This is a genomic window from Dialister sp. i34-0019-2H8, assembly GCF_042846925.1.
Taxonomy (GTDB): Bacteria; Bacillota; Negativicutes; order Veillonellales; family Dialisteraceae; genus Dialister.
This window is the reverse complement of sequence record NZ_BAABYQ010000001.1, coordinates 474,161-486,909: the sequence shown is the minus strand read 5'-3', so window position 1 is coordinate 486,909 and position 12,749 is coordinate 474,161. Positions and strand designations below refer to the sequence as shown.

At 52.9% G+C, this 12,749-nt stretch carries 10 protein-coding genes; 3 read left to right on the top strand and 7 right to left on the bottom strand.

The window, feature by feature from the left end; translation table 11 throughout:
• Positions 1-47: 47 nt before the first annotated feature.
• Complete coding sequence (locus tag ACGG9R_RS01980; protein ID WP_390150805.1) at positions 48-1,265, bottom strand: S-layer homology domain-containing protein; 1,218 nt, start codon at positions 1,263-1,265, stop codon at positions 48-50.
• 688 nt (positions 1,266-1,953) lie between these two features.
• On the opposite strand from ACGG9R_RS01980, the gene ACGG9R_RS01975 reads away from it, so the two are divergent.
• Positions 1,954-2,304, top strand: coding sequence for a hypothetical protein (locus ACGG9R_RS01975; RefSeq protein WP_287835597.1), 351 nt, complete (start codon positions 1,954-1,956; stop codon positions 2,302-2,304).
• A 2-nt stretch (positions 2,305-2,306) separates the two neighbouring features.
• Positions 2,307-3,161: an IS3 family transposase gene (locus ACGG9R_RS01970; protein ID WP_287835595.1), complete on the top strand. Its 855-nt coding sequence runs from the start codon at positions 2,307-2,309 to the stop codon at positions 3,159-3,161.
• Positions 3,162-3,473: 312 nt separating this feature from the next.
• Here the strand turns inward: ACGG9R_RS01970 and ACGG9R_RS01965 are convergent, their stop codons facing one another.
• The 6 genes from ACGG9R_RS01965 to ACGG9R_RS01940 all read right to left on the bottom strand — a co-directional run bounded on the left by ACGG9R_RS01965 (position 3,474) and on the right by ACGG9R_RS01940 (position 10,400).
• Positions 3,474-4,130 (bottom strand): DNA repair protein RecO, encoded by a 657-nt coding sequence (locus ACGG9R_RS01965; protein ID WP_390150802.1) that lies wholly within the window; start codon positions 4,128-4,130, stop codon positions 3,474-3,476.
• Positions 4,131-4,731: 601 nt separating this feature from the next.
• Positions 4,732-6,012 carry a hemolysin family protein gene (locus tag ACGG9R_RS01960; protein ID WP_390150798.1) on the bottom strand — a complete coding sequence of 427 codons (1,281 nt, stop codon included), beginning with the start codon at positions 6,010-6,012 and terminating at the stop codon, positions 4,732-4,734.
• A 495-nt stretch (positions 6,013-6,507) separates the two neighbouring features.
• Entirely contained in the window at positions 6,508-7,413 is a 906-nt protein-coding gene (era, locus tag ACGG9R_RS01955; protein ID WP_022106723.1) for a GTPase Era, read from the bottom strand.
• A gap of 277 nt (positions 7,414-7,690) precedes the next feature.
• Positions 7,691-8,191 (bottom strand): rRNA maturation RNase YbeY, encoded by a 501-nt coding sequence (gene ybeY / locus ACGG9R_RS01950; RefSeq protein ID WP_022105255.1) that lies wholly within the window; start codon positions 8,189-8,191, stop codon positions 7,691-7,693.
• Between the two features lie 249 nt (positions 8,192-8,440).
• Positions 8,441-9,412 carry a PhoH family protein gene (locus ACGG9R_RS01945; RefSeq protein WP_022105884.1) on the bottom strand — a complete coding sequence of 324 codons (972 nt, stop codon included), beginning with the start codon at positions 9,410-9,412 and terminating at the stop codon, positions 8,441-8,443.
• A 37-nt stretch (positions 9,413-9,449) separates the two neighbouring features.
• The gene (locus tag ACGG9R_RS01940) at positions 9,450-10,400 is read right to left on the bottom strand and encodes a TIGR01212 family radical SAM protein (RefSeq protein WP_390150794.1); all 951 of its coding nucleotides are present in this window, start codon (positions 10,398-10,400) and stop codon (positions 9,450-9,452) included.
• 404 nt (positions 10,401-10,804) lie between these two features.
• On the opposite strand from ACGG9R_RS01940, the gene nadE reads away from it, so the two are divergent.
• Entirely contained in the window at positions 10,805-12,673 is a 1,869-nt protein-coding gene (gene nadE, locus ACGG9R_RS01935) for an NAD(+) synthase (protein ID WP_390150791.1), read from the top strand.
• Positions 12,674-12,749 lie beyond the last annotated feature (76 nt).

Below are 12,749 nucleotides of genomic sequence, written 5' to 3'. Positions count from 1 at the left end.
TGAGATTTCCTTTTTTTGATTCAGGTTCATTTGCGAGAACTCACAAATTAGAATTTGTAGTTCAGGGAAACAGTCCATGCATCTTCCGGATCTGCACCTACTTCAGCATCGCCAGCAAATGCATATTCAGCATGCAGCTGTACGTTCTCCTGGAGGGTTACGTTAGCAAGAGCATTCCAGTAGGTCAGGTTCTTAGCCTTTGGCAGTGCTTTAAGAATATCGGTAGAAAGACCAGAGCCACCGAAGTAAACATTAGTATCTACATCGTTGTAAGCAACAGTCAGATCCCAGGTGCCAGCTTTCTTCCAGTCCGCTTTGCCATAGGAGAGGCCTGCGTTCCAAGCGGTGTCATAGTCACCAGCAGTGGTGTTGTTCCAGTATTCACCGAATACGTTGAACTGCTGAACCGGTACGTTCAGGTTTACGCCATAGATTTCATCCTTGGAACCATCTTTCTGAGCGATGTAGTCAGCGCCGAGTTTAGCAAAACCAAAGTCATAAGCGCCTCGAGCGAAGTAAGCATCTTTGCTCTTCCAATCAGCGTCATCGGAAGCATTCAGCTGACCAAAGCCGGTGGTCAGAGCCAGTTTGCCATTGTTGTAAGCAATCTGAGCACCATCATAGCCGTTTGCATCGCCAAACAGCCAGCCGCCCTGATTACCAAATGCGATCGGCTGACGACCCAGACGTACTGCTACATCTTTGCCGAAGTTGTGGTTAACGAAGAGCTGCTGCATGTAAACGCCTTTATCGTTCGCATCGTTTTTGAAGTCCATGTCGTAAGCCATTTTACCATTGACATAGGTGGATTCATTGACCTGGCCTTTAACATTGATTCTCATACGGCCATTCCAGGAATCTTCCTTGGTACCATTATCTTTGGTCTGATAACGCATACGAGCATCGCCGGACCAGTAGAGGTTGCCGACTTTCTTTTCGAGGTTGGAAACGCGAACGCCGAGGTTTGCGAGTTCGTCAGCGTATTCGCCAGCGAGTTTGTCCAGAGTTGCCTGCTGTTCAGCGTTCAGCTGGTCTTCTTTAGCCATGAGGCGAGCTACGATCTGAGCCAGTTCGTAACGGGTCATGTTTCTTTCGCCTTTGAAGGTGCCGTCCGGGTAGCCTTCTACGACGCCCTGAGCGGACAGGTCGGAGACTGCCTGATAAGCCCAGTCATCCGGAGTAACATCAGAGAATGGATTTGCAGCGTAAGCGGATACGCCAGCGGTGAGTGCTGCTACAGCAGCCAGTGCGAGGATCTTTTTCATAGTAGTGATCTCCCTTTGAAAAAATGTTGCTTCTTCTTTTCAAAGTCGACGTCCATGAAAGCTCCGCTCGAGTGACCGTGTTTCCTCTGCTTGCTTTTCATGTCTGTTTCCTTTGGACCATGAGCCCGAAGCTTAGATTCAGGTCTAGTAGTAGAGTATCATACTTTCGACTTTGCTTCAAGGATAGTTTCAGCTCATGCTTCTAGAAATTTCATGTATGTTTGCCAATCTTTTCTCCTTCTTTTTTAATCATAAAAATGCACAGCCTCTGATTTTTCATGCATTTATCGACACCCGGAACGGTAAATAACATTAAAATCATTTGCAGCATTAGATTTTCTCTTTTTATAACTATAGATAGGTTTTATAAGCTGTTTTTTGCAGAGGGTGCTTTTGTGAATCGTCGACCTGAGACGATCTTCCCCTCTCTTTCATACCGCGTCCCCCATCCACCCTCCGCCCCTTCGGGGCACCTCCTTCCATAGGAAGGAGGGAGTGTCCACGCTAGCCCCTTCCCTTGGAAGGGGCTGCCGAGCGTAGCGAGGCGGGGTTGGCTTCCTTTTGGGTGAAGTGGTAAACTAAAATTGGACACAGAGGGGGTAATCTTTAGACATACAGTGTACACTGCATAGGCAGTGCAAAATAAGCGCTGGACAGAGTGTCCCCCTTACTGGACAGGAGGTTTGCCATGAAGTACACGAAAGAACAAAGATTGGACATCGGTCGACGAATTTACTACAGCGAAATAAGTCGGTATGAAGCCGCGGAAGAATATGGCATTAGTGAGCAGACCGCACGGAATTACATGAGAATGTATCGGGATGTCAATCGGCTGCCGCCCAAACACGGTCAGAGATCCATCGGCGCACTCTCTTTCAAGAAAGAGCCGGTAGAGCTGGATGAACTGAAATCTATGACAAAGGAGGAATTGATCCAGGAGCTGATCAAGGCCAGGATCACAGAAGCAAGGTTAAAAAAAGGATACGAGGTGAAGGGAGATGGTACGGTAATTCTATACGCCAGCAAGACTACCAAGTGATTATGGAGCTGTCAGGAGAAATCCCAGTAAAGATCCTATGTAAAGCAATGGGCATCCAGCGGAGCAGTTTCTACGCATGGAAGAAGCATCTCTCCCATCCTTCGGAAAGAGAGAAGAACCTTGCAAGCAATGTCAGGCTGTTTCAAGAATACCACTCGAAGTATCCGTCGCATGGTTACCGCTGGCTGAATGCCAAGATACGCCTAGACAAAAACATTGTCCTGTCTGACCCCTATGCTCATAAGTGTTGCAAGATTGCGGGAATCAAGAGCAAGTCCAAGCATTACCGCTACAAGAAGGCTGGAGATCCGGCACGGATATTCCCAAATCTGCTCCTGTCAGAGATGCAGATTGACGGGCCGATGCAGTGCATCGTGAGCGATATGACAGCGTTTTATGTGAAGGGCGCCTACTACGAACTGACTCTTTACATGGATCTCTGGAACAATGAGATTGTCATCTATTCCCTTTCGGCAAAGCGTGGCGACCGCATGACCTATATCAGTGGGCTGAGAGATCTGATTGCATGGAAGGAGCAACATCCAGAACACCAAATGATCCTGCACACGGACCAGGGATCTGTCTACGCATCTAAGGCCTACAACGACCTGCTGCCCATGTACGGCATTACCCGGTCGATGTCACGTGCCGGAACGCCGACAGATAACGCTGCAATGGAATCTGTCAATGGATGGATTAAGGCCGAGATGTTCATGGACTTGCACGTGACCGGAGAGAAGTCCATCGCGGAAGAGGTGGATGATTACATCCATTTCTTTAACGAATATAGGCCAGCCTATACATTGGGCTACTTGACGCCGAAGCAGTACCGAGAACGCCATATTTCTAAATGCTGAACTTATTCAAGTTGTAGTTGGCATAAAGTGTCTGGCGGTTCCCGAGACGATGTTGGAAGATTCACTGTATCTTGTACAAGTATTCAATTTTTATGCCTAATTTTTTTAGTTTCGTGTCCAATTTTTGTTGACAAGTGCATGGGGCGGCGAAGCCGCCTCCTCTTTGCCTTCCCCATTGAGGAAGGCTTTGCTGGGAAAACGGTATTCTCGTTTCTTCATCCATCCCACGCAAAAACGACCGTCTCTTACGAGCGGTCGTTTTTATGTGTATTACTTGCTTAAGGAAACGCCGATTAAATCACAGAATTCGATTTAATCAGCGTTTCCCAAGAACGCCCCTGCCGTCTTCATCTCCGTATCGCAGACGGTCGAAAGGAAGTGATCGAGGTAGCGGGCGCACTCCGTGAAAAGGGCTCTTGAGATCGAGCCTTCGAAGGGGCTTCCCCAGCGGTAGCCGCGAAAGCGGCAAAGGAGGTCTCTCGCTCCTTCGGAAAGGGCTGTCGGGTCTTCTATGGCTTCCGTAGGATCGTAACCTGCCGCGGCCAGTAGCTTGATGGAGGCGATAAAGGCTATGACGCGAGGATTTCTCTCTTCCGCTGTGCGGGCAGCGGCCATGAGGACGTCATAGGCTTCATCCTCCTTCTGCCCCACGGGATAGAGGGCAAGCACCAGCTCGATCACATAGTACCAGCAGGTCATGTCTTCGTAGGAAAGCTTCATCATGTCGAAAAGAAGGCGGCCCTCATACTGACTGATGACACCATACTCGGGATAGATCGCTGCCGAAAGGCGGACGCAGGCAAAGGAGAGGAGGATGCCTGTCCCGCATCGGTTCATCACGGCGCGCGGCAGCGTCAGATGGATGAGTCCCATCTCGCGGGTAAAGAGTGAAAGGCTCCGCCCGCCTTCGCCGCCTTTGGACGCACGCAGGACGATCCCTTCTATATTTCTGATTTGGGGTGTTGGCATGGTCGGGTGTTCCTTTACATAATAGATGCGGGTGATGGTTCGGGGTTCGGGGGAAGCCCACGGGACGTATTGTCCCTTGATCGGGGATGAAAGCTTTGCTCAAATGAGGAATTAGGAATGGTGGTGCGGCGCATAAAAATATAGAAGCGCCGTGAAGTTTTGATAGCGCTTCGCGCGCATCGTCATTTCGAGCGTAGCCCTCAATCTTTATTGCAGAACGTTCATCGCCTGATATGAGGCAGCACCAGGACATCGTTTTCCCTCGGCGCATACACACTGATTCCCGCAATGCAGTAAAGATCCCTCGGCTGCGCTCGGGATGACGATGCCGGAGAATCCCAGTCACCCCTAATTCCCAATCCCTAATCCCTAGCCACTCATCCCAGCATTCAAACTTCAGGGTTGTGGTGCGGCGCTTCGCGCCGATTTTTTTTGTAGAGGCGATGCCCGAATGTCTGCGGAGAGCAGGTTTCCCGTTTACGCTTTTCTGACATCATTCGTTTGACCGCGAATGACAAAGATTTCTCGCTTCGCTCGAAATGACAAGGAGAGAAAGCTGCTCATCCCTAGCTACCAGTCACCAGTCACTAGTCACTAGTCACTAGTTCCCAGTCAACTTCTCCGCTTTCACACGGACGATACGGAAGCCGGAGAGGCGAAGAACGGTGAAGCGCCAGCCGGAGAAGTCGACGTAGTCGCCCACCTTCGGGATACGCTCCAGATTGGAAAAGACGAAGCCGGCGATGGTCGCGCTTTTATTTTCTCCTGCAAGATCGATCTCCAGCCGGTCTGATACATCTTCGAGAATGACGGTGCCGTCAAATTCATACGTCCCGTCCTTTTGACGGACGATCTCATAGGGGACATTCTCCGCAGGCTGCGGGATCTCACCGATGAGCTCTTCGACGAGGTCATTCAGTGTGACAAGGCCGGAGGTGCCGCCGTACTCATCTACGACGACGGCGAGGTAGATGCGTCGGTTCTTCATGAGCTGGAGCAGCGCCGGCGCGGGCATGACTTCCGGCACGGTCAAGATCTCACGATTGATCTTCTTCAAAGACAGCTGGCCCGAGAGACAGCCCTGCAGAAGGTCTTTCACATGGATAAAGCCGATGATCTGGTCTCTGTCTTCGATGCAGACCGGATAGCAGGTGTGATGGCTTTTCGGCAGCACGCGCCGCATCGCTTCGGACAGATCCTCGTCAAAGTGGAAGACGACGATCTCATTTCTGGGGATCATGACATCGCGCGCCATGAGGTCGAAGAAATCGAATGAATTCTTGATGAGCGTATTTTCGAGGGCATTCAGGCGGCCGCTTCGGTGGCTCTCTTCGACGATGCAGCGGATCTCATCCTCGGTGTAGGTGAAATTGACTTCATTGCGGAAGGGGATCCCCCGCAAGCGGAAGATGCGATGCGTCACAAAAAGACCTGCCGCGACAAAGAGCCGGTACAGGTGTCGGTTGAGACGGATGACCCATGTGTGCGAAGCGAGGATGGGCAGCGGATCGACCAGTGCATGCGCCCCGGGGAGAAGGATCGTCCCCACCCAGTACACCAGAAGAAGTCCCATGACAAGGAGCGCAATGAGGATGTACACGCCCCATTTCCATTCGGCCCAGAGCGCCCCGCCCAGAAGTGATTCCAGAAGGACGAGCGCATGGCTTACCAGCATCAGGAGAGAGATCCCCAGCATGGCGCTGCACAGCACGAAGGAGACCTGCGTGCCGCCGATGATCTGCGACGTGCGCCGGTAGAAAGGCGCCACCTTTTCGATGAGCGCAGGATCCTGCTCGTCATTGTCTTCGATGTATTTCTTCCGCATGCGAGCGAAGGAAAAGTTCACCATCGTATTGTTGTAATTGATAAAGGAAACGGCCACGATGACGAGAAGCCAAAGGCCGATCCATTCTATCTCTGAAGAAATAAGTCATCCACTCCTTTTTAGGTTGTCGGGTTCAAGGTTCAGGGTTCAGGGTTCAGAAGGTTCAAAGGGTTCAGGGTTAGCCGCTAAGGCGGCTCGCCCCTTGATTAAATGAGAAATGCGAAATGGTGGGGCGGCGCATAAACTGAGGAAGCGCCGCGGAATTTTGATAGTGTTTCGCGCTATCGTCATCCCGAGCGTAGCCGAGGGATCTTTCTTGCACTGCGGTCAGTATCACATAAGCACCGGTACGGAAACGACGCCTTGGTGCTACGTATTTCTGCTTTCACACATCCTTCGTTTAGCGGTCTGCAAGAAAGATTTCTCGCTTCGCTCGAAATGACGATACGAGAGTCTGATGTCTCCTAGCCTCCTAGCCACTAGTCACTAGTCACTAGTCACTTGAGACTCCTAATCCCTAGCCACTAATCCCTAATCCCTAGTTACCAGCTGCTATCTGTGCTCCTTGTACCCAAGCTCCCTTAGGATATAGTCCTTGTTCTTCCAGTCCTTGCTGACCTTGACCCAGAGGTCGAGGAAGACGGGAGCGCCGATGAGACTTTGGATCTCTTCGCGGGCTTCCTGTCCTGCTTCTTTGAGGACGGTGCCTTTCTTTCCGATGATGATGCGTTTCTGCGAATCACGCTCGACGTAGATCGTGCAGCGGATGTAGACCTTGCCATTTTCACGTTCATGGAATTCTTCTGTGAAGACGCCGATGGCGTGCGGCACTTCATCGCGTGTACGCGTCAGGAGCTTTTCACGGACGATCTCCTGCACGATGTTTCTCTCCGGCTGGTCGGTCACCATGTCATCGGGGAAGTACTTCGGGCCTTCGGGCAGGTACTTTTCCACCATCTTCATGAGGACATCCAGATTCTCTCCCGTCTTGGCAGAGAGCGGGACGATCTCGGCAAACTTGTAGATCTTATCGTACTGCACGAGCTTCTTCAAGAGCTCGTCCTTGGAGATCAGGTCGGTCTTCGACAGCGCAAGGATGACCGGCACCTTGCGGTTCTTCAGGAGGGAAATGATGTAGCGGTCGCCTGCGCCCAGAGGATCGTTCACGGCGCAGAGGAAGACGATGAGGTCGACCTCGTCCAAAGCGTCCATGGTATTCTGACGGATCACTTCGCCGAGCTTGCTCTGCGGCTTGTGCATACCGGGGGTGTCCAGAAAGACCACCTGGGAATTCTCGCCGTTCCATACGCCGGTGATCTTATTTCTGGTCGTCTGCGCGTGAGCAGACACGATGGAAATCTTTTCCCCCAGAAGGGCATTCATAAGTGTGGATTTACCGACATTCGGCCGCCCGACAAGAGCGACAAAGCCGGAGTGAAATTTGGTTTCGTTATTCATAGAGTCTCCTAAATAAAGAGGCAGGGTTCGCCTGTGGGGCGGATCGCCCATGGATTGCAAATGAAAGCTCTCCTCGAATGAGGAATGAAGGTGGCGGCTTCGCCGAAAATATATAGGGCGATGCCCTAAGGTCTCTTGATAGCAGGTTTCCCGTTTGGGGGTTCCCAACATTGTTCGCCGAACCGCGAATGACAAAGATTTCTCGCTTCGCTCGAAATGACGATACGGGAGTCTGATATCTTCTAGTCTTCTAGTCTCTTGATCTAGTCCCCAGTCGCTAGTCACTCATTCCCGCTTCTTCCCTTTCGATCTCCCCTTCGGTCATCATGCGGGTGATGCCGCAGGCGGAGAGGATATCTTCTTCCGCCTTTCGCATGGCTTTCTTTTCTTCGGGGTCATAATGGTCATAGCCGAGAATGTGAAGGAAGCCGTGAACGGAGAGGTAAGCTACTTCGCGTTCCGTGCTGTGTCCGAATTCTTTGGCCTGCTGGATAGCACGATCCAGATTGATGACAATGTCTCCCAGCTCTGTTTCTTCCTCCGGAATGTCCTCCTCCCCTTCATTCAGTGCAAAGGAGAGGACATCGGTCGGTGCATCGACATTGCGGTAGTCGCGATTCAGCTCATGGATGGTATCCGCATCACAGATGAGGACGCTGATCTCTGCCTCTTCCGGCACCTTCTGCAGCTCTGCGCCCTTGGTGAGGACGGTGTGGATCAGCTTTTCGTAATTTTCGTCGTAAAATTTCATATCACTGTAATTGATCGTGATTTCCATGGTAACACCTCCGAGATCATGGATTTTCGAATGGAAGGTTCAGGGTGAGCCCATGGGACGTGTCGTCCCTTGATTGCGAATGAAAGCTCTGCTTGAATGAGAAATTAGAAATGAGAAATGCGAAATGGTGGTGCGGCGCATAAAAATCAGAAGCGCCGCGGAGGTTTGAGACTAGCGGTTTTCTCGTATCAGAAACCTAATCCCTAGCCACTCATCCCTAGCTACTAGTCACCAGTCACTAGTCACTAGTCACCAGCTGCTCTTTTTCTTCGCATCTTCTTCGTAGGCATGAATGATCGCCGCCACAAGATCGTGTCTGACGACATCGTCTTCATTGAAATAGACGTGTCCGATGTCTTTCACATGCTTCAGCACGCGCTCGGCATCGATGAGGCCGCTCTTGACATGAGGGGGAAGATCGATCTGCGTGGTATCGCCATTGATGACCATCTTCGATCGGTGTCCGAGGCGTGTCAGGAACATTTTGATCTGCTCGATGGTGGTATTCTGCGCTTCATCAAGGATGATGAAGGATTTCTCGAGCGTGCGTCCGCGCATGTAGGCGAGAGGCGCGACTTCGATCTGGCCCTTCTGCTGCAGCCGCATGAAGTCTTCCGGGCCGAACATATCCAGCAGTCCGTCAAAGAGAGGACGAAGGTACGGATTGACCTTTTCCTGCAAATCGCCGGGAAGGAAGCCCAGCTTCTCACCGGCTTCGACCGCCGGACGGACGAGAATGATGCGCTGCACGTCATGATTTCTGAGCGCAAAAGCGGCGAGTGCAACAGCCAGATAGGTCTTGCCAGTCCCCGCGGGGCCGATGCCGAAGGTGATGGAATGGTGACGGATGGTATCGACGTAAATCTTCTGTCCCACAGTCCTTGGGCGAAGCGGTGCGCCCTGCTTGGTGAAATTGATGATGTCGTCTTCCATGTCTTCGAGCAGCTGCTCTTTGCCTTCATCCAAGAGGGACATCACCATCCTGACCTGCCGCGCAGAGAGGCGGATCCGCTGACGGATCATCCGCCGCAGTCTTCCAATCACGCGCATGCTCTGATCGACTGCCTCTTCCTCACCCTTGAGCCGAATGAGATTGCCGCGGGCAAAGATGTCTGCGCCGTAATGCTCGCCGATGATGGCAAGGTATGAGCTGTCCCGCTCCAAAAGCGCGCCGGCCTCCTCGCGATCATTCACCATGATCTGTTCTGTTTTTTCTGCCATGAAGTTCCTTTCGTGTACCAATACCATTTCTTATGTCTCACCGCACAAATCTCCGCACGGCCTTTCCGTCGATATAGTCGCAGCAAGCGCCCTGCATGATACCGCGCTCTTCCATCAGGGCGTCGATCCTTTTCTTGACGTCCCACCACGGGGAGCCGCCATTGACGGTGAGGGTATTCCCGCCCGAGGCGCGGCCGACGATACGCTGGATGACGATGTCGGGGCGGAGATAGGAAAGGAAGAGAATGACGCGCTCCATGTATTCCTCCATCGAAGAGAGTGTGACCTCGCCGGCTTCATACATATGCGCGAGCGCCGTATCCTTCACGATATATAAGGAGTGCAGCTTCACCTCTGTCACGGGGAGGACGGAGATGAGCTTTGCCGTCTCGATGACGTCTATCCGGTCATCCCATGGAAGATCTGCGATGACATGCGTACATTGCCCGAAGCCATAGCGCCCGATGCGGAGCGAGGCATCTATGTATTCCGCGACACCGTGGCAACGGCCGATCTTCTCGAGGGTATGGGCATTGCTGCTCTGCAGCCCCAGCTCGATCGTCACATCCTTGCCATAGGTATCTGAAAGCTCTTTCAGGATGTCAAGGTAGCGCTCGTGAATGCAGTCCGGACGCGTCGAAACGTCGACTCCCACCACATCGGGATGCTGCATGGCTTCCTCCATCCAGCACCGAAAATCGCGTAGCGGCGCGTAGGTATTTGTGAAATTCAGGAAATAGGCGATGAATTTCTTCGCCTTGTACTTCGGCCCCACATGCGCGATGCTCCGGTCAAGCTGGCGGGTGATCTTCATGCCGACCGCCTTCGTCTCATAGTCCGCACCGATCGAGCCACAGAAGATGCAGGGTGCTTTTGACAGCGTACCATCGCGGTTCGGACAGGTCACGGGGAGCGAGATCGGGATCTTGTAGACCTTCTCGCCGTATTTTTGTTTCAAGAAATCAGAATAGTTGCGATAATGTTCCATAGTTAATAAGTTCTACCGCTTCAGCGGATTCGACAGTGTTTCTCCAGCCCCTTCCTTTGGAAGGGGCTGACGAGCGAAGCGAGTCGGGGTTGGCTCCTGCATGAAGTAAAAATCCGCCTAGGGAGATACTGATCCCATCGTTGTCCGATTGCATCAGCGTTTCCCCAGCTCGGCTCCCCCTGCCCTTCGGGCATCCCCCTTCCCAAGGAAGAGGATAGGACGATTCGCTGCATATTACAGTCATTATATAACAAATCTCGCCGCCGTGCATTTACAATAGGGAAATGCTTTTGTAAAATGGAAGAAAAGCAAGTGGATGCAGGAGCCCTCTTTCCACAGCATTGCACCTGTTATATCCTCATTTCCAGTCACTAGTCACTTCCATTCACGAAAGAAGCCCAACCATGCTCACTATCCGCACCGCCCAGCTCGACATCCTGCCTGGGAATATCCGCGCCAACTGGGCGCTCATCGAAAAAGAGATCTCACTCGCCAAAGAGGAGGGAGCTGACCTTCTCGTTCTTCCCGAGATGTGTCTCACCGGTTATCTCATCGGAGACCTGTGGGACCAGAATGCCTTCCTGCGCGAGGCAGAGCGATACAATGACCGTCTCCGCGAAGCAGCGCAAGGCCTCGCGATCGCGTGGGGAAACGTCGCCATCGACTGGACAAAGACGAATGACGATGGCCGCCCCCGAAAATACAATGCCGCTTTTCTCGCGAAAGACGGCGCATTCCTCTCTCCGGAAGGACTGCATCGTCCCTATGCGGTGAAAGCGTTGCTGCCCAATTACCGCTGTTTCGATGACCGCCGCTATTTCACCTCTCTTCTCGCCCTCGCGAGAGAAGAAGGCTCGACCCCCGAAGAAGCGCTCGCGCCCTTTGTGATCTCTCTTCATGGCGAAGTGATCCGCCTCTCGCTTCTCCTCTGCGAAGACAGCTGGGATGAAAATTACAGCTTCTCGCCCATGGATGTCCTTGCCGCCAAGGGCACCGATCTTTTCCTGAATCTGTCCGCCTCTCCCTTCACGCTTTCCAAAAATGAAAAACGCCACCGCATGCTCTCCGCCAAACTCTCCCGTCTCCACGTCCCGATGCTCTATGTGAATCGTCGTGGACTGGAGAACAACGGCAAGACCTGCTACACCTTCGATGGCATGACCGCCGCTTATGGAAAGGACGGCAGACTTCTTGCCGAAGCCGCTCCCTTTGAAGAGGCCCGCAGCACATTCCATTTCGAGAGATCCACGAACGCGCTCCTTCCCGCCTCCCCCATGCCGCCATGGCAGGGAGACCTGCTTCTTTTCGCCATGCGCTACGGCGTCAGAAAATTTCTCTCCGCCATCGGCGTATCCAAAGTCGTGATCGGCGTCTCCGGCGGCATCGACTCCGCGGTGAATGCCGCGCTCTACCGCTCCGTCCTTCCCGCAGACCATCTGCTCCTCGTGAATACGCCGACGCGCTACAATTCAGAAATGACGAAGAGGCTCGCCAAAGACCTCGCGATGCGTCTCAGCTCGCCCTACCTCACCATCCCCATCGGAAAGTTCATCGATGAGACGGCAAAAGCACTGGAAGGCCTTCCGATCTCTTGCGGACGCGAGATCCATCTCACGGACTTCATGAAGGAAAACATGCAGGCGCGCGACCGGAGCAGCCGGATCCTTTCCGCCCTCTCCGCTGCCTTTGGCGGCATCTTCACATGCAACGCCAATAAAACAGAAACGACCGTCGGCTACGGCACACTCTACGGCGACCTCGCCGGTGCATTTGCCGCGACCGCCGATTTATGGAAATACCAGATCTACCACTTGGGCCGCCTTTTGAACGACTGGTACGAAAGCCCCGTCATTCCGGAAGGCATCTTCACCGTGAAGCCCTCCGCCGAGCTCTCAGAAAAGCAGGACGTCACCAAAGGCATGGGCGATCCTCTCATCTATGAGTACCATGACTATCTTCTGAAGAGCTTCGTCGAGCCATGGCAGCGCCTCTGCCCGGAAGACCTCCTCACTTGGTACGCAGAGGGAAGTCTCGAGGCGCATATCGGCTGCCATGCCCGCGTGCAAGACCTCTTCCCGACCGCCAAAGCCTTCACCGAAGACCTTGAACGCTGGTGGGCTCTCTTCTCCGGCTTCTCCGTCGCCAAGCGCATCCAGACCCCTCCGATCCTCGCCATGAGCCGGCGCCCCTACGGCTACGACTTAAGAGAGTCCCAGGTCACGCCGTACTATACGGATGCGTATCTCGCGCTGAAAAAGAAGCTCGGAGTGTAGAAAGTGAGAAGTTTTCAGACCTTGGACGTATTCCTGCAGGACTTTCCGAGTTTCTTCCCCTCCTTATCCGAAAATC